Source organism: Flavobacterium sp. 123, from assembly GCF_003634825.1.
GTDB lineage: Bacteria > Bacteroidota > Bacteroidia > Flavobacteriales > Flavobacteriaceae > Flavobacterium.
Genome location: NZ_RBXD01000001.1, coordinates 1,657,175 through 1,676,263, shown reverse-complemented (window position 1 = coordinate 1,676,263; position 19,089 = coordinate 1,657,175). Strand labels below are relative to the sequence as shown.

General features: G+C 38.1%; 10 protein-coding genes. 5 read left to right on the top strand and 5 right to left on the bottom strand.

All coding sequences use genetic code 11. From position 1 onward, the window contains the following. Positions 1 to 108: 108 nt before the first annotated feature. The 3 genes from dnaE to C8C88_RS12890 all read right to left on the bottom strand — a co-directional run bounded on the left by dnaE (position 109) and on the right by C8C88_RS12890 (position 11,514). A complete protein-coding gene (gene dnaE, locus C8C88_RS07305; protein WP_121337478.1) occupies positions 109 to 4,644 on the bottom strand; it encodes a DNA polymerase III subunit alpha in 4,536 nt (1,511 codons plus the stop codon). Between the two features lie 149 nt (positions 4,645 to 4,793). Next, positions 4,794 to 5,627: an outer membrane beta-barrel protein gene (locus C8C88_RS07300; protein ID WP_121337477.1), complete on the bottom strand. Its 834-nt coding sequence runs from the start codon at positions 5,625 to 5,627 to the stop codon at positions 4,794 to 4,796. Between the two features lie 13 nt (positions 5,628 to 5,640). Beyond that, positions 5,641 to 11,514, bottom strand: coding sequence for an MBG domain-containing protein (locus C8C88_RS12890; RefSeq protein ID WP_158588986.1), 5,874 nt, complete (start codon positions 11,512 to 11,514; stop codon positions 5,641 to 5,643). Between the two features lie 809 nt (positions 11,515 to 12,323). On the opposite strand from C8C88_RS12890, the gene leuC reads away from it, so the two are divergent. The 4 genes from leuC to leuB all read left to right on the top strand — a co-directional run bounded on the left by leuC (position 12,324) and on the right by leuB (position 17,215). Next, positions 12,324 to 13,718, top strand: a complete 1,395-nt coding sequence (gene leuC, locus C8C88_RS07285; RefSeq protein WP_121338603.1) for a 3-isopropylmalate dehydratase large subunit — start codon at positions 12,324 to 12,326, stop codon at positions 13,716 to 13,718. 153 nt (positions 13,719 to 13,871) lie between these two features. Then, positions 13,872 to 14,468, top strand: coding sequence for a 3-isopropylmalate dehydratase small subunit (gene leuD, locus C8C88_RS07280; RefSeq protein WP_121337475.1), 597 nt, complete (start codon positions 13,872 to 13,874; stop codon positions 14,466 to 14,468). Positions 14,469 to 14,599: 131 nt separating this feature from the next. Next, a complete protein-coding gene (locus tag C8C88_RS07275) occupies positions 14,600 to 16,123 on the top strand; it encodes an alpha-isopropylmalate synthase regulatory domain-containing protein (RefSeq protein ID WP_121337474.1) in 1,524 nt (507 codons plus the stop codon). A 30-nt stretch (positions 16,124 to 16,153) separates the two neighbouring features. After that, positions 16,154 to 17,215, top strand: a complete 1,062-nt coding sequence (gene leuB, locus C8C88_RS07270) for a 3-isopropylmalate dehydrogenase (RefSeq protein WP_121337473.1) — start codon at positions 16,154 to 16,156, stop codon at positions 17,213 to 17,215. Between the two features lie 109 nt (positions 17,216 to 17,324). On the opposite strand, the gene C8C88_RS07265 is transcribed toward leuB, so the two are convergent. Further along, positions 17,325 to 17,681, bottom strand: coding sequence for an RNA-binding protein (locus C8C88_RS07265; RefSeq protein WP_121337472.1), 357 nt, complete (start codon positions 17,679 to 17,681; stop codon positions 17,325 to 17,327). Positions 17,682 to 17,832: 151 nt separating this feature from the next. Then, on the bottom strand, positions 17,833 to 18,318 hold the full coding sequence (locus tag C8C88_RS07260) for a DUF6252 family protein (RefSeq protein ID WP_121337471.1): 486 nt from the start codon (positions 18,316 to 18,318) through the stop codon (positions 17,833 to 17,835). Positions 18,319 to 18,509: 191 nt separating this feature from the next. On the opposite strand from C8C88_RS07260, the gene C8C88_RS07255 reads away from it, so the two are divergent. Next, complete coding sequence (locus C8C88_RS07255; RefSeq protein ID WP_121337470.1) at positions 18,510 to 19,082, top strand: 30S ribosomal protein S16; 573 nt, start codon at positions 18,510 to 18,512, stop codon at positions 19,080 to 19,082. Positions 19,083 to 19,089 lie beyond the last annotated feature (7 nt).

The window sequence follows — 19,089 nt, the reverse complement described above, 5'->3', positions numbered from 1 at the left end:
CAAACACTCTTTTTCAGGAGCTATTTCCTGCTGTACGCTGTATCTTTCCCCGCCTAAAAAAGGCGGATAAAAGGATACCGCTTCCATCAGGGCTAGACCACCCTAGTTCTAATTCAACTTAAAGTTAATTTGCATTTTTTCTAATTCTACCAGCAACTCATTTGATATTTTGACTTTCAGTTTTCTGCTTGGCATACTCAATTTGGTCACTACATTTATTTCTTCAATTTCAGTAGTTGAACTAATTTCTGGCGAAACAAGAATTGGCGCATCTGAATCGTCATTTTCTTCGACAAAAACAACTTCATCATTTTCTTCAAAATCAGCTGCGGTTTCGACAATTCGTTTAATTTTTTCCAGCTCCATAATTTCAAATGCAACCGTATTATCTCCTTTATTTTCCTGGAAAAGGGTACTCAACCTATGAATAAATTCTGTTTGTAAGTCGTTAATATTTAGCAATAAAATTAATTTTTTAGCAAACGTTGGCAATACATCTTGTAGATATTGAACTAAAACAAACTGCAATCTAGGCTCTCCTTTTTTGCCCGTTTCCTTATCAGCCCAACCTTCTTTAACCATTACTTTCATGAAAGTAAAATTATTCTGAATTAAGAAATGACGAAATTTCAAATACTCTTCGCCAAAAATTCGGAACTCATAACTTTCGTCATATCCTTCAAGCGTGAACATTCCCCAACCTTTTCCGTTTTTAGCCACACGATGCTGCACATTATTAATAATTCCGCCAAAAGTGAGGTTTTTACCCACATGCGCTTCCATATTTTTCAAAGCTTCTAACTTCGCATTACAAAAATATTTCATTTCAAATTTATAATCGTCTAAGGGATGCCCCGAAATATAAATCCCAACCACTTCTTTCTCTTTGGCCAGTTTTTCCATGGTACTCCAATCTTCACATGGTGGCACTACTGGCTCTGCAATTTGCACTTCGCTGGTATCGCCAAATAAACTCACCTGCGATGAATTTTCATTTTCCTGAAATTTCGAACCATACCGAATGGCTTTTTCATAAAAGGTAATTCCATCGCCATCATCATGAAAATATTGCGCTCTTGTTGTTCCTAAAAACGAATCAAACCCGCCTGCCAAAGCTAGGTTTTCCAAAGCTTTTTTATTGGCTGCACGCAAATCAATACGCTTGGTCAAATCAAAAATCGATTTGTATTTTCCGTCTTTTCTGTTTTCTACAATGGTAGCCACAGCTCCAGAACCAACACCTTTAATCGCTCCCATTCCAAAACGTACTGCATAATTATCATTTACAGTAAATTTATAAAACGACTCATTTACATCTGGCCCTAAAACCTGCAATCCCATACGTTTACATTCCTCCATAAAGAACGAAACCTGTTTAATATCGCTCATATTATTAGAAAGAACTGCAGCCATATATTCTGCTGGATAATTTGCTTTCAAATATGCTGTTTGGTAGGCAATCCAAGCATAGCAAGTCGAATGCGATTTGTTAAACGCATATTCCGCAAAAGCCTTCCAGTCGTTCCAAATTTTCTCTAATTTTTCTTTAGCATGCCCTTTTGCCATAGCTTGCGAAATGAATTTTGGCTCCATTTTAGCCAAAACATCAATCATCTTTTTTCCCATCGCTTTACGCAAAACGTCAGCATCACCTTTAGAAAAATCGGCAAGTTTTTGGGACAAAAGCATTACCTGCTCTTGGTAAACAGTAATTCCGTAAGTATCTTTTAGCAACTCTTCACAATCATCCAAATCATATTCGATAGGCTCTTCCCCGTTTTTACGCTTGATAAAACTTGGAATATAAGCAATCGGACCGGGACGATACAGGGCATTCATGGCAATTAAATCCGGAAATACGGTTGGCTTTAATTCCTTCATGTATTTTTGCATTCCCGGACTCTCATATTGAAAAATCCCTACCGTCTCACCACGCTGAAAAAGTTCGTATGTCTTAACATCATCAATTGGGAATTCATCAGGATTTAGGTCAATTCCTGTTCTGTATTTTACTAGTTTAACAGTATCTTTAATCAAGGTTAGGGTTTTCAAACCCAAGAAGTCCATCTTCAACAAACCAGCACTTTCAACCACCGAGTTGTCAAACTGAGTCACAAACAAATCCGAATCTTTGGCGGTAGCCACAGGAACAAAATTTGTAATATCGCTAGGCGTAATAATCACACCACAAGCATGAATACCTGTATTTCTTAAATTTCCTTCGAGAACTTTGGCTTGTTGAATGGTTTCACCTCCCAAGTCATCTTCATTAGCAATACCTATTAATTCTTTGATTTTATCGTACTCCTCAGGACGAACTGCCTTTTTGATCACATCTTCTTTTTCACTCAAAAAACGAGCTAAATTCCATTTAGAAGGCATCATTCCCGGAATCAATTTGGCAATTTTATCTGCTTCAAATAAAGGTAAATCAAGCACGCGTGCCGTATCTCGAATGGCTGATTTAGTTGCCATTTTACCATAAGTGATAATCTGTGCTACTTGTTTTGAACCGTATTTTCGAATCACATAATCCATAACACTGCTTCGTCCTTCGTCATCAAAATCGATATCAATATCGGGTAGTGACACACGATCTGGATTCAAGAAACGCTCAAAAAGCAGATTATACATTAACGGATCAATATTGGTGATTTTCAAACAATACGCCACTACTGATCCAGCTGCAGAACCCCGACCTGGACCAACAGAAACACCCATACTTCTGGCCTCAGCAATTAAATCCTGTACAATCAGGAAATAACCCGGATAACCGGAATTGGATATCGTCAATAATTCAAAATCCAATCGTTCTTGAATTTCTTCGGTAATTACAGGATATCGTCTTCGGGCTCCTTCAAAAGTAAGATGCCTCAAATACGCATTTTCTCCTCGTACGCCACCGTCTTTTTCATCTTCAGGATCATTAAATTCTATTGGGATTTCGAATTTAGGAAGCAATACTTCTCGCGCCAAATCAAAAATTTCAATTTTGTCTACAATCTCCGAAATATTCGAAATTGCTTCAGGAAGATCCGCAAAAAGTTGCTTCATTTCATCCCCTGATTTGAAATAATATTCCTGATTAGGCAATCCATAACGATAGCCGCGACCACGTCCTATAGGTGTAGTTTGTTTTTCACCATCGCGCACACATAGCAAAATATCGTGCGCATTGGCATTATCTTTATTAATATAAAAAATATTATTTGTAGCAATCAACTTCACATCATTCTTTCTAGCCAAAGAAATTAACGACATATTCACACGGTTTTCATCTTCTTGATTGTGACGCATCAACTCGATATAAAAATCGTTTTTAAATTCATTTTTCCACCAAAGCAAAGCTTCCTCCGCTTGATTTTCTCCTAAATTCAATACTTTATTTGGGATTTCACCGTAAAGATTCCCAGACAAAACGATAATATCTTCTTTGTATTCCTGAATTACTTTTTTATCAATTCTTGGCACATAGTAAAATCCTTCGGTATAAGCGATAGAAGACATTTTAGCCAAATTATGATAGCCTTTTTTGGTCTTCGCCAAAAGCACAATTTGGTAACCATTGTCTTTTCTAGATTTATCTTTATGGTCTTCACAAACAAAAAACTCGCAACCTACAATAGGTTTCATCGGAACTTCTGTTGGTTCTTCTCCATTTTCAACAGCCGTTTTGTTTTTGGCTGCAGCCGATTTATTATGAGCTAAAATATCACGAACAAAATGAAATGCACCCATTAAATTAGCATGATCGGTCATGGCTACAGCAGGCATTTTGTGTTGCGCCGCTGCTTTTACCAATGCTGCAATACTTATAGTAGACTGCAATACCGAAAACTGTGTGTGATTATGTAAATGGACAAAATCAGCATCAATCAGCACTTTTTTATTCTCAGAAAGGACATCTTTAGAAACTACTTTGGCTTGTTTTTCTCCAAATTGCTGACGAATTCTATCAGACGCTTCCTTAAGATTAATATGTTTTAAACCAATAAGTTCAATTTCTCTTGGATTTCTATTTTGGAAATCCTGAAAATAACTAGCTGGGACATCGAGTTCTTCTTTTGTAAAAACATCTCTACGAATTAACTCTAAAAAGCAACGAGTTGTTGCCTCCACATCGGCAGTTGCATTGTGTGCTTCCGCAAAAGGTTTGCTAAAAAGATAACTGTGTAATTCCGTTAAAGTAGGCAACTTAAATCGTCCGCCTCGACCACCGGGAAGTTTCAATAATGAAGCCGTAACTTCGGTACAGGTATCAAGAACAGGCATTGAAGCCATCGGGGAATCTACTCCCATTCGATGAAATTCACAGCCCATAATGTTCACATCAAAACCTAGATTTTGACCGACTATAAATTTAGCTTTACCTAGCGCCACATTAAATTTCTCTAAAACTTCAGCTAGCGAAATTCCATCAGCTTCGGCTAATTCAGTCGAGATACCGTGAATTCGTTCCGCATCATAGGGAATATTAAAACCTTCCGGCTTTACCAAATAATCTTGATGCTCTATGAGTTTCCCCATATCATCATGCAGCTGCCAAGCAATTTGAATACAACGAGGCCAGTTGCTTGTGTCAGTTATAGGGGCATCCCAACGCTTTGGTAATCCTGTTGTTTCGGTATCGAATATTAAGTACATAGTTGAAATTGAAGCGTTTGTATTTTATACAAATTACAAAAAATGAATTTCAAAATTAGGTTTTTTTTAAGCCAATGAAAAGGGAAGTTATCAACAAAAAAGGTCTTGATAATTAATCAAGACCTTTTAAAACAATTTAAAAAATATTTTTACTTAAAATTCCATCCTAAAGTGACACCAAATGCGACAGGTCGAATTTTTGCATCCTTATGTATGCTATACAATCCGTTCGCTTTTCTATCTGTAACAGAAGTTGGATTATAGCCAATATACGATTTATCTGTATCCTGATCAAGAATAGAGCCATAACCATTTTCAAGGAACATTGCTGTATATAATGAATTTTTCATACCCATATCAAATGTAAAACCTAATTCAAACATACTCATCACACTACCCTTAGTGCTATATTCTCCCGAAGCAGAATAATTACTCTGCCATCCAAAACCATATTCTGGCAAATCGATAATATTCAAATTCACATCGGGATAATAAGCAGTTCCATTTACACGACTTGCAGTTCCGTTTATTTTATAATTTATTGGCAAAAAGTATTTGGCTCCTGCTCTAAAATTAAAATCAATTCCTTTATTAATATTCTTTTTATACTCAACAAAAAGCGGAATTTGAAGCGCATGAAGTGTTTGTGTTTCTTTATAGTTACTCGTGGTAACATTATAAGCAAATGCAGAAGTTGAAAGATCTACTTCATAATTTGTTAGAGTTCCAGAAAAATTATTCAAAGAAACTTCTTGTTTGTACTGTGAAAATTCCAAGCCTGTCCCTACTCCAATATGATTGGTTAAAGAATAAATATAACCGAATTTTAATGCACCACCAAGTCTATTACCTACTATTGTTTCTTTAACATTACTTTGAATATTCCCGATTCCTGATTGCACCCCAACATAAAACTGGGCAACCATTGCTTGAGAAATTAGACAAACTGTAATCCCTATTATCTTTTTTATATTAAATTTCATACTCTTAAATTATTTAGTTTTTAACTAGAACATTTTTTGTGAAATATTTACCATTTGCTAAAGTCATTTTAACAATATAAATGCCTTCAATCATTGGTGCTTTTAAAACTATCTTGTTTTCACTAATTGTTTTATTCTCAATCAATAATCCACTTACAGTGTATACTTCTACACTTGCATTTTGTAAACTTAATGAAGACACATTTGTGACTAGTTCGTAACTTGTATTTGGTTTTGCTGGATTAGGAACAATTTTTATATATTCTTCTTCAACTGTTGGCGCCAAAGTTAACGGACAAGTATGAATCAAAGTTCCGTCTAATTTTGTTGCAACTGCATAATAGGTTCCATTTAAAGCCCCATTTTCTTTAAAATATTGAGCCGTTTGGCCTGAAACCAAAACTCCATTTTTATACCAACTGTAAGATGTAAAAGTCTTAGAACTATTATCAAAGAAGATAATATCTTCAAACTGTTTTCTAATTAAATTGGGTTGACTATTGATAACTGGTAAGACTACTACTGAAGCAGCATTATAATTATTATCCCCTGCTTGCGAGGCTGTAATAGTAGCAGAACCATAATTCTGGAAAACCAATGTGCCATCCGAAATTATTGAAATAGCAGTATTAGAAGAGGTATAACTTACGGGCAAACCACTATTAGAAGTTGCATTTAAAACAACTGTAGTCTCTCCATCACATCCTAATCCTAAAGTTTGATCCCAAGTAATTAACTGATTTGCTTTAATAATAGTAAAGGTTTCCGCAATATATGTAATGGCATAATTAGATCCTGCGCTCAAACTTCCTTGGTTGATTGCATACGTACCTACGTTTTCTCCAGGTGATCTGGTCAAACTTCCGCTGAAACTGTCACCTGTTACCAGTGAAGGAGCAAAAGTGTAAGTCAGTGCAGGATCAGCATCGCCGTAGGTTTTGCTTTTCGCTGCCGCAGTTACCGTAATCGTTTTTGCACCGATCGTTAAATCAGCACCAACATAAGTTAAGGTATAATTGCTGCTCAAAGCTAGTGTCCCTTGGTTGATTGCATACGTACCTACGTTTTCTCCAGGTAATCTGGTCAAACTTCCGCTGAAACTGTCACCTATTACCAGTGAAGGAGCAAAAGTGTAAGTCAGTGCAGGATCAGCATCGCCGTAAGTTTTGCTTTTCGCTGCCGCAGTTACCGTAATCGTTTTTGCACCGATCGTTAAATCAGCACCAACATAAGTTAAGGTATAATTGCTGCTCAAAGCTAGTGTCCCTTGGTTGATTGCATACGTACCTACGTTTTCTCCAGGTGATCTGGTCAAACTTCCGCTGAAACTGTCACCTGTTACCAGTGAAGGAGCAAAAGTGTAAGTCAGTGCAGGATCAGCATCGCCGTAGGTTTTGCTTTTCGCTGCCGCGGTTACCGTAATTGTTTTTGTATCGATCGTTAAATCAGCACCGATGTAGGTTAAAGTATAATTGCTGCTCAAAGCTAGTGTCCCTTGGTTGATTGCATACGTACCTACGTTTTCTCCAGGTGATCTGGTCAAACTTCCGCTGAAACTGTCACCTGTTACCAGTGAAGGAGCAAAAGTGTAAGTCAGTGCAGGATCAGCATCGCCGTAGGTTTTGCTTTTCGCTGCCGCAGTTACCGTAATCGTTTTTGCACCGATCGTTAAATCAGCACCAACATAAGTTAAGGTATAATTGCTGCTCAAAGCTAGTGTCCCTTGGTTGATTGCATACGTACCTACGTTTTCTCCAGGTGATCTGGTCAAACTTCCGCTGAAACTGTCACCTGTTACCAGTGAAGGAGCAAAAGTGTAAGTCAGTGCAGGATCAGCATCGCCGTAAGTTTTGCTTTTCGCTGCCGCAGTTACCGTAATCGTTTTTGCACCGATCGTTAAATCAGCACCAACATAAGTTAAGGTATAATTGCTGCTCAAAGCTAGTGTCCCTTGGTTGATTGCATACGTACCTACGTTTTCTCCAGGTGATCTGGTCAAACTTCCGCTGAAACTGTCACCTGTTACCAGTGAAGGAGCAAAAGTGTAAGTCAGTGCAGGATCAGCATCGCCGTAAGTTTTGCTTTTCGCTGCCGCAGTTACCGTAATCGTTTTTGCACCGATCGTTAAATCAGCACCAACATAAGTTAAGGTATAATTGCTGCTCAAAGCTAGTGTCCCTTGGTTGATTGCATACGTACCTACGTTTTCTCCAGGTAATCTGGTCAAACTTCCGCTGAAACTGTCACCTGTTACCAGTGAAGGAGCAAAAGTGTAAGTCAGTGCAGGATCAGCATCGCCGTAGGTTTTGCTTTTCGCTGCCGCAGTTACCGTAATCGTTTTTGCACCGATCGTTAAATCAGCACCAACATAAGTTAAGGTATAATTGCTGCTCAAAGCTAGTGTCCCTTGGTTGATTGCATACGTACCTACGTTTTCTCCAGGTGATCTGGTCAAACTTCCGCTGAAACTGTCACCTGTTACCAGTGAAGGAGCAAAAGTGTAAGTCAGTGCAGGATCAGCATCGCCGTAAGTTTTGCTTTTCGCTGCCGCAGTTACCGTAATCGTTTTTGCACCGATCGTTAAATCAGCACCAACATAAGTTAAGGTATAATTGCTGCTCAAAGCTAGTGTCCCTTGGTTGATTGCATACGTACCTACGTTTTCTCCAGGTGATCTGGTCAAACTTCCGCTGAAACTGTCACCTGTTACCAGTGAAGGAGCAAAAGTGTAAGTCAGTGCAGGATCAGCATCGCCGTAAGTTTTGCTTTTCGCTGCCGCAGTTACCGTAATCGTTTTTGCACCGATCGTTAAATCAGCACCAACATAAGTTAAGGTATAATTGCTGCTCAAAGCTAGTGTCCCTTGGTTGATTGCATACGTACCTACGTTTTCTCCAGGTAATCTGGTCAAACTTCCGCTGAAACTGTCACCTGTTACCAGTGAAGGAGCAAAAGTGTAAGTCAGTGCAGGATCAGCATCGCCGTAGGTTTTGCTTTTCGCTGCCGCAGTTACCGTAATGACTCTTTGCGCAACAGCACTGGTCGGTATGGTGATAACTGGACTGTTAGTGCCAGTACTGGTTAATGTTATATTTCCTGTAATATTTGTATTAGCAGCTGCGGTTGCTGTTAACCTTACATAAACCGTACCTGATACCGTACCCGAAGTACCGATAATTGCAGAAGTACCAAAATTTGTGCCATCAGCACTTACTTCAAAATTAGCTGTGGATGAAGGCGTGGCCGTAATACCAGCAGTTAATCCTGTACCCGATACGGTTACACTAGTTGATGTTGATTCAGTTCCATAAGTTGTGCTTAATGCTGATGGAAAAGTCACGGCTGAAGCGGTAATTTGAGATGCCTGAGTGTAGGTAAACTGGTCGTTGACACTGGTCGCACTGGTGCCCCCTGTTGTAGTGATGCGGACATCAACGGTGCCTGTTCCTGCCGGTACCGTCGCCGTAATCTGTGTTGCCGAGTTAACGGTAAAGCCTGTAGCCGCCGTAGCGCCAAAGGTCACCGCCGTAGTCCCGCTGAAGTTGGTGCCGGTAATGGTCACGCTAGTACCTCCAATGGTCGGGCCACTGGTTGGGCTCAAAGCCGTTACCGTTGGTGCCGCGACATAGGTAAACTGGTCACTGGCACTGGTCGCACTGGTGCCCCCTGTTGTAGTGATGCGGACATCAACGGTGCCTGTTCCTGCCGGTACCGTCGCCGTAATCTGTGTTGCCGAGTTAACGGTGAAGCCTGTAGCCACCGTAGCGCCAAAGGTCACCGCCGTAGTCCCGCTGAAGTTGGTGCCGGTAATGGTCACGCTAGTACCTCCACTGGTCGGGCCACTGGTTGGGCTCAAAGCCGTTACCGTTGGTGCCGCGACATAGGTAAACTGGTCACTGGCACTGGTCGCACTGGTGCCCCCTGTTGTAGTGATGCGGACATCAACGGTGCCTGTTCCTGCCGGTACCGTCGCCGTAATCTGTGTTGCCGAGTTAACGGTGAAGCCTGTAGCCACCGTAGCGCCAAAGGTCACCGCCGTAGTCCCGCTGAAGTTGGTGCCGGTAATGGTCACGCTAGTGCCTCCACTGGTCGGGCCACTGGTTGGGCTCAAAGCCGTTACCGTTGGTGCCGCGACATAGGTAAACTGGTCACTGGCACTGGTCGCACTAGTACCTCCTGTTGTAGTGATCCGGACATCAACGGTACCTGTTCCTGCAGGTGCGATCGCCGTGATCTGTGTTGCCGAGTTAACAGTGAAGCCTGTAGCTGCCGTAGCGCCAAAGGTCACTGCCGTAGTCCCGCTGAAGTCGGTACCGGTAATGGTCACGCTAGTGCCTCCACTGGTCGGGCCACTGGTTGGGCTCAAAGCCGTTACCGTTGGTGCGGCGACGGCCTGTCCATAGGTAATAGAAAACTGACTGGCTGCTGTATTTCCATTGCCTGCTGCATCCATTGCTACGTTAGCTGCAATGCTAATAGTCACCGCACCATTTGCTGTTGGCGTGGCATTAAAAGTATAAGTTGTTCCACTTCCTGAAAATCCACTGATGGTGGCATTTCCTGGTGTAATATCACCTGCTACAAAACCGGTTACGGTCTCCGAAAAAGTAACTGTAAATGGAATTGGTGAAGTGCTTGTTGATCCGCCAGTAGCACCTGCACTGCTGCTGATCACCACCGTAGGAGCAACACCATCCACTAGCACGTTGGCTGTTGAGGCAACACTGTTTAAGGTTAGGGTAGCATTATTATCTGACGCATCCTTAATTGTGCCTCCGTTTAAACCTAAAGTACCGATGGAAATGCCATCCGCATCCAGATCGCCACTTGCAACCGTATAACTAAATGTTAATGCAGAAGTACCTGAACCACTAACATAATTAGCTGATTTGCTCGCAGAACCTACTGTATTGTTTAATTGAGGAGTACCTGTTACCGTCACATTGCCCGAAAAATTTACGGTAAAAGACAGGGCTTGTCCTATTCCATAGGTGGTGTTAGCAGGAACCGCTACACTGGTTACGGTTGGCGCCTGCACTCCACTCGTTATACTAAATTCAGTTAAGTTACTACTACCAAAGCCTAACGCGAAGTTAAAGGGGTTACCAGCTGAATTGTTTGCCCAGTTACCTGTATCAGTAATATTGGCCAACCAATTCGCCTGTGTTCCGCTTGATATATTTGGCACATAGCTTACGTTTGGATAACGAGTATCAGCACTATTCGTTACAATACCCACAGCATAGATAGAGTTCGCAAGCTGCGAAGGCAACTCGCTGTAAAGAATACTGGTAGTTGCCGTATTTGGGCTGCCAGTTACGCTGCTAGGATTAACAAACCATCCACCTGAGCTATTGTTTGTTCCAGTAGTTCTGATATTATTAAAAGCATAGATGAAAGATGGATTACTTTCTGTTCCCTGATAGATCAATAATTGATCTCCACTGGCGTTATTCCAAGGTAGCGATGTAACAATAGAATTGGTCCAGCCTGAAATCGACAGATCCGCACCCGGAATTGCCGAACCATCTCCTTTAGTTGCAGATATCGTTTTACTTGCTGAAGAAGCCATATTCAGTTTGAATATGATTACCGTGCCCGCTGTTATGACCGACGATGGTGTCCATTGGATAGTTCCATCTAAGGTCGTATTGACTGTAAAATTTCCAGGAGAACCATTAATCCAGCCTCTGTCCGTGATATAGATTGTTTCGTTAGCCGCAATTGTATTTAAAGCAACTACCGCAAAACTACGTATAGTTGTTCCGGCATCTACGTCACTATTCATTCCAATTACCGCAAGATCGCCTTTAGATAAAGCAGCTCTAATATTTAATGAGAACATACAAAGCAACCCCAATAAAATAAAAGTAAAGTTTTTTTTCATAATTAATTTAGTAAAATTAGTTTAATTTAAATGCTACTAAAACTCGATAAAATCTGGAATAAGCATACAAAAGCCTACTCTTTTTAATAAGATTTACCGAAGTTTTAGAATGACGTAGTAGATTGAGGGATATATACTAATCAAATCTTTTCATAAATATTAGAAAAGTAATGTATTTATTTAATCACATTCAATGATGTGATTGTGGTTTTTTAATATTTTTTCCTTGAAAAAAAAATTTACAAATATAAACATATTTATAAATTTACTTTTATTTTCTACAAAAAATTATTCATTTTAGTACGCAAAAACTATCCGTAAAATAATGATAATTTGTTTTTTATTAATTTTTTGGTTGTCGTAATTATTTAACCTCAAAAATATCATGAAAAATGTCTTGAAAAAAGCCCATTTAAAGACCCGAAAAAACCCGATTATCTCTCAAATTATAGATAAATAGATCTTGTGGATTTTATTAATAATTATTGTTTTTGTTGTTTTTGTTGTTTTTTCAAGAGACAAAACCAATTATGTTTATCAAAACATAAATATTTTTACAAATTATTGAAAAACAAATATGGCAGAATAAAAGACAAGAAAAAGACGTTTAAAAGCAAAAGCAAAAGTCAATTTTTAAAAGCATTTATCCGCAAGACAACGAGCACGCAGCAACAAAACTCATTTGGGTATCGTATATATGTAAATAATAAAATTGACACTTTTATTTCTTTTCCTAAATTTGTAGCCATTGTTATGATTATAGGAATGCTATGGTTGTAAAAAAAGAAATACACTTAAAAAAAATTAAAATGAGTAAGACATTATTTGACAAAGTATGGGATTCACATGTAGTACGTAATATTGAAGATGGACCAGACGTGTTTTTTATTGACCGTCATTTCATCCATGAAGTTACAAGTCCCGTTGCTTTTTTAGGTTTAAAAACAAGAGGTATCTCGGTTTTATACCCAGAACGCACTTTTGCAACTGCCGATCACAACACACCAACTATAAACCAACACTTACCTGTTGCTGACGCTTTGTCTGCTAATCAATTAAAAGCATTAGAAGATAACGCAGCAGAATACGGTATTTCTCACTGGGGATTAGGCCACCAAAAAAATGGAATTGTACACGTAGTAGGTCCTGAAAACGGAATTACTTTACCTGGTGCAACTATTGTTTGTGGAGATTCACATACTTCTACGCATGGTGCTTTTGGTGCTATTGCTTTTGGTATCGGAACTTCTGAGGTTGAAATGGTATTGTCAACACAATGCATCATGCAACCAAAACCAAAGAAAATGCGTATCAATGTAAATGGACAATTAAGTAAAGGTGTGGGTCCAAAAGACGTTGCGCTTTACATTATTGCTCAATTGACTACTTCTGGAGGCACAGGATATTTTGTTGAATATGCTGGTGATGTTTTCGAAAACATGACAATGGAAGGACGTATGACTGTATGTAACTTAAGTATCGAAATGGGTGCTCGTGGAGGTATGATTGCTCCTGACCAAACTACTTTTGATTTCTTAGAAGGAAGATTACATGCTCCAAAAGGCGAAGCTTGGGATACAGCTGTAGCCTATTGGAAAACCTTAAAAACAGATGCTGACGCAGTATTTGATGCGGAATTAAACATCAATGCTTCAGATATTGAACCAATGATTACTTATGGTACAAATCCTGGAATGGGAATTGGTATCTCTAAACATATCCCAACCGCTGATCAAGTAGAAGGTGGTGAGGAAACGTATAAAAAATCATTAGCTTACATGGGCTTCAATGAAGATGACGTAATGATTGGTAAACAAATCGACTACGTTTTCTTAGGAAGTTGTACTAATGGACGTATTGAAGATTTTAGAGCTTTTGCAGAAATTGTAAAAGGACGTAAAAAAGCAGACAATGTTACTGCTTGGTTAGTTCCTGGTTCACACGTTGTTGAAGCACAAATCAAAGAAGAAGGAATTTTAGACATTTTAACTGAAGCTGGTTTTGTATTGCGTCAGCCAGGATGTTCCGCTTGTTTAGCAATGAATGATGACAAAGTTCCTGCTGGAAAATATGCAGTAAGTACATCAAACAGAAACTTCGAAGGTCGTCAAGGTCCCGGTTCAAGAACTTTGTTAGCTTCACCAATTATGGCAGCAGCAGCAGCGGTTACTGGAAAATTAACTGATCCTAGAGATTTGTTTTAAAATAAACGTTTTTGTCACGTCGAGCGCAGTCGAGACGCTCAATAGTTGTCGACTGCGCTCGAACCGACAATAAGTTAGAAATATACATTTTACAAAAAATATTAACGTTCACTATTTAAATCAGCAATCGTTAATCTAAAATCTAAAATTACAATGGCATACGATAAATTTAATATCCTTACGAGTAGTGCGGTGCCACTACCGATAGAAAATGTGGATACCGATCAAATCATTCCAGCTCGTTTCTTAAAGGCTACAAAACGTGAAGGTTTTGGAGACAACCTTTTCAGAGATTGGAGATACAATGGAGACGATTCTCCAAAAGCAGATTTCGTATTGAATGATGCAACTTATAGTGGAAAAATATTAGTAGGAGGTAAAAACTTCGGTTCTGGTTCTTCAAGAGAACATGCGGCTTGGGCTGTTTACGATTACGGATTCCGTGCAGTTGTTTCTAGTTTCTTTGCTGATATCTTCAAAGGAAACTGCTTAAATATTGGTGTTTTACCTGTACAAGTTAGTCCAGAATTCGCTGATACTATTTTCAAAGCTATCGAAGCTGATCCAAAAACAGAATTGGAAATCAATTTACCAGAACAAACTATCACATTGCTAGCTACTGGGCAAAAAGAATCTTTTGCTATCAATGGATACAAAAAGAACAATATGGTAAATGGTTTTGATGATATTGATTATTTACAAAGCATGAAAGAAGAAATTGTTGAGTTTGCCAACAAACTTCCTTACTAAAAACAAACAATAAAAATGCAGTTACCACAAGCTCAATAGTATTATTAAGCTGGGTAACTGCTTTTACCGTTTTAATAAAATACCTGAATTTCAAATTATTGAAATCAAAATGTTTTAGCATCAAATTTATAATGGGAAAAAGAAAAATTGAAATAATGGACACGACACTTCGCGATGGAGAACAAACATCGGGAGTATCATTTTCTGCTGCAGAAAAATTAACCATTGCACAATTATTGCTCGAAGAATTACATGTTGACCGTATTGAGATTGCCTCAGCGCGTGTAAGCGAAGGCGAATTTGAAGGTGTTAAAGGAATTATGACTTGGGCCAAAGAAAAAGGATACACTTCTAAAATAGAAGTTCTAACCTTTGTTGATGGTGGACTTTCAATAGATTGGATGAAAAAATCTGGCGCAAAAGTGCAAAATTTATTGACCAAAGGATCTCTGAATCATTTGACACACCAATTAAAGAAGACGCCTGAACAACATTTCAACGAAATTGCTCAAGCGATTGCATTAGCTCAAGAAAATAATATTGAAACTAATGTTTACTTAGAAGACTGGAGTAATGGAATGCGCAATTCCCCTGAATATGTGTTCCAATATTTAGATTTTTTAACGCAACAGCCTATCAAAAGAGTTTTACTTCCTGATACTTTAGGGGTATTAATTCCATCCGAAACTTTTGAATTCATTTCAAAAATCACCGCTAGATACCCTAATACACATTTTGACTTTCACGCACATAATGATTATGATTTAAGTGTTGCAAATGTATTAGAAGCTGTAAAAGCAGGCATTCACGGATTGCATGTTACCGTAAACGGAATGGGCGAGCGAGCTGGAAATGCTCCTCTAGAAAGCACAGTAGCTGTAATAAATGACTTTTTACCTCAAATAAAAATCAACGTAAAAGAATCTTCTTTATACTCCGTGAGTAAATTAGTAGAAACCTTTACAGGTTATAGAATCCCTGCAAATAAACCTATAGTTGGCGATAATGTTTTTACTCAAACAGCAGGAATTCACGCTGATGGCGACAACAAGAATAACTTATATTTTAACGATTTACTTCCAGAACGTTTCGGAAGAAAACGAAAATATGCTTTAGGAAAAACATCTGGAAAAGCAAACATCGAAAAAAATCTTCAGGAATTAGGTCTAAAATTAAATCAAGAAGATTTAAAATTAGTTACCCAAAGAATTATTGAATTAGGTGACAAAAAAGAAACGGTTACCAAAGAAGATTTACCTTATATTATCTCTGATGTTTTGGATAGCCAAACCTACGAAGAAAAAATTGTTGTCGAATCTTACGTATTGGTTCACGCCAAAGGAATGCGTCCTTCCACCACACTTTGCTTGAAAATAGATGGTGAAATCATTGAAGAAAACGCTCAGGGTGATGGACAATTTGACGCTTTCATGAATGCTTTGGGAAAAATATACAAAAGCAAAAAAATGACTTTGCCAAAACTGATTGACTATGCGGTTAGGATTCCTCCTGGAAGTAGTTCAGATGCCTTGTGCGAAACTATCATCACTTGGACAAGTGACGGAAAGGAATTTAAAACAAGAGGATTAGATTCTGATCAAACTGTTGCTGCTATAGTAGCTACTCAAAAAATGCTAAACGTCATAACAAACTAAAAATAAAAATACTAATATAAACCATACGTAATGAAATTTAATATCGCCCTTTTAGCCGGAGACGGAATTGGACCTGAAGTAGTTAACGAAGCAGTAAAAGTTTCTGATGCTATTGCAAAAAAGTTTAATCACGAAATCAATTGGACACCAGCACTTACTGGAGCTTGTGCTATTGATGCAGTAGGTGTTCCTTATCCTGATGAAACACACGAAATTTGTATGGCTGCTGACGCTGTTTTGTTTGGAGCAATTGGACATCCAAAATACGATAACGACCCAAAAGCAACTGTAAGACCAGAGCAAGGTTTGTTATTAATGCGTAAAAAATTAGGCTTATTTGCTAATGTTCGTCCAACATTTACTTTCCCTTCTTTGATTGACAATTCTCCTTTAAAAAGAGAACGTATCGAAGGAACTGATTTAATTTTCTTGAGAGAATTGACTGGAGGAATTTATTTTGGTGAAAAAGGAAGAAAAGACAACGGAGAAACTGCTTTTGACAACTGTGTTTACACTAGAGCAGAAGTACAACGTTTAGCAAAAAAAGGTTTTGAATTAGCAATGACACGTAGCAAAAGATTATGTTGTGTGGACAAAGCTAATGTACTAGAAACATCTCGTTTGTGGAGAGAAACCGTACAAGCTATGGAAAAAGAATATCCAGAAGTTGAAGTTAGCTACGAATTTGTAGATGCAGTTGCAATGCGTTTGGTACAATGGCCAAACTCTTATGATGTATTAATTACAGAAAACTTATTTGGAGATATCTTAACGGATGAAGCATCTGTAATTTCAGGTTCTATGGGATTAATGCCATCAGCATCTGTTGGAGAACACACTTCATTATATGAGCCAATCCACGGTTCATACCCACAAGCAACTGGATTAAATATTGCAAACCCATTAGCAACTGTATTATCAGCGGCAATGATGTTTGAAGATGCTTTTGGATTAAAAGAAGAAGCTGAAGCAATTAGAGCTGTAGTAAACAAATCATTAGAACAAGGAATTGTTACTGAAGATTTAGCTTCAAAAGGAGCAAAAGCATATTCTACTAGTGAAGTTGGAGATTGGTTAGTTGCTAATCTATAAGAAATAAAATTCGCTTTCGGTTCCCTCTCCTTTGAAGAGGGCGGAGAAAGAGAAAACAAAAAAGGTGTCAATTTACATTGACACCTTTTTTTATAGTTTGAAAAAAATATTAATATCCTCCTCTGTTTCCACCACCACGGTTATCTCCACCACGGCTGTTTCCACCATAACCTCCGCGTGAATCTCCACCACGGTTGTTGTTAAAACTTCTTCTTTCGCCTTCTGGTTTTGGCTCAGATTTGTTTACTACAATTGCACGACCTTGAACAGTAGCTCCGTTCAATTCATCAATTGCTTTTTGAGCTTCCTCGTCATTTGGCATTTCAACAAAACCAAAACCTTTACTTCTTCCTGTAAATTTATCAGTAATGATTTTAACTGAATCAACTGCTCCGTATGCCTCGAAAGACTCTCTTAAATCTGCTTCCTCAATACTGAATGGAAGGCTTCCAACAAAAATATTCATATGTACTTATTTAAATAATAGAACAAATGTAGTCTTATTTTATTCTAATCAACTATAAATAAGGTTATTTATAGTTTTTATTTTTATTTGGAAACTAAAAAAATAGGCTAAACTGCCTGAACTGTTACAATTGTAGCTTAAAAAAATTATACTAATTTATTAAAGCCGATGAAGTTACTGGTACTTTATAAAAAACACCTTGTTGAAATCTTAAAACAGGACCTGCCATAGGATTATTATAGCTGTTTTCGGCATTAAATTTGAAAGTTCCTGATACCGTATTATTAATCATATCGTATTCTGTAATTATAATTTGGCCATCGCCAATACCAAAGCCTGTTGAAAAAGTAATAGTTTCACCATTATCTACCTTTTCAAAAATTACTTTTTTGGAATCACTTGTTCCCAAAAAATAAGTTTGAGGAATCGTTGCGTTAGTCTTCAAAGTCAACTTTTCATTACTTGTGTTGCCTATAATAGCCAAGCCACCATTCGCATCGAGAGTTGCTTTAGCGTTAATAGCTCTCCATATAACATCATCCTTCATGCCTTGTAAAGCTGGCGTATTAAATTTAACATCTTCCTGACAAGAGATAAACAAAGATGCTACTACTAAATATTGAAATATTTTTTTCATAAAAAAGGAGTGTTATACCTACACAAAAATATATCAATTTGCTCAAATAAACTGAAATCAAAGTGTAAATTACGACCTAAAACCGTATCAATCATTAAAATACAAATTGAATTAGTTTTTATTAATAAAAAATGTATCTTTGCACCCTTAATTAACGGAGGTCGAGTACCTCAAAATTTAATCATAAGATTATGTCAGTAAAAATTAGATTACAAAGACACGGTAAAAAACAAAAACCTTTTTACTGGGTTGTAGCTGCAGATGCACGCTCAAAAAGAGATGGTAAATACTTAGAGAAAATCGGTACTTACAATCCAAACACTAACCCAGCAACTATCGAATTAAACCTTGATAGCGCAGTTAAATGGTTACACAATGGTGCACAACCAACTGATACTGCTAAAGCAATTCTTTCTTACAAAGGAGCTTTATTGAAACACCACCTTGATGGAGGTATTCGTAAAGGAGCTTTAACTCAAGAACAAGCTGACGCAAAATTAGCTGCTTGGTTAGAAGCTAAAGCTGGAAAAGTTGATGCTAAAAAACAAGGTTTAACAAAAGCGCAAGCTGATGTAAAAGCTAAAGCTTTCAAAGCAGAACAAGAAGTTAATGCAAAACGTTTAGCTGCTGCTGCACAAGCTGAAGCTGATGCTATTGCTGCTGCAACTCCAGCTGTAGAAGAAGAAGTTTCAGAAGAAGTTGAGGCTTCAGCTGAAGAAACTCCTGCTGCAGAAGAAGAAAATAACGAAACAACTGAAGCATAATTTGATT

Coding starts and splice junctions, on each gene's coding strand:
- dnaE (WP_121337478.1), bottom strand. CDS start 4,644: ATGTACTTAATATTCGATACCGAAACAACAGGATTACCAAAGCGTTGG.
- C8C88_RS07300 (WP_121337477.1), bottom strand. CDS start 5,627: ATGAAATTTAATATAAAAAAGATAATAGGGATTACAGTTTGTCTAATT.
- C8C88_RS12890 (WP_158588986.1), bottom strand. CDS start 11,514: ATGAAAAAAAACTTTACTTTTATTTTATTGGGGTTGCTTTGTATGTTC.
- leuC (WP_121338603.1), top strand. CDS start 12,324: ATGAGTAAGACATTATTTGACAAAGTATGGGATTCACATGTAGTACGT.
- leuD (WP_121337475.1), top strand. CDS start 13,872: ATGGCATACGATAAATTTAATATCCTTACGAGTAGTGCGGTGCCACTA.
- C8C88_RS07275 (WP_121337474.1), top strand. CDS start 14,600: ATGGGAAAAAGAAAAATTGAAATAATGGACACGACACTTCGCGATGGA.
- leuB (WP_121337473.1), top strand. CDS start 16,154: ATGAAATTTAATATCGCCCTTTTAGCCGGAGACGGAATTGGACCTGAA.
- C8C88_RS07265 (WP_121337472.1), bottom strand. CDS start 17,681: ATGAATATTTTTGTTGGAAGCCTTCCATTCAGTATTGAGGAAGCAGAT.
- C8C88_RS07260 (WP_121337471.1), bottom strand. CDS start 18,318: ATGAAAAAAATATTTCAATATTTAGTAGTAGCATCTTTGTTTATCTCT.
- C8C88_RS07255 (WP_121337470.1), top strand. CDS start 18,510: ATGTCAGTAAAAATTAGATTACAAAGACACGGTAAAAAACAAAAACCT.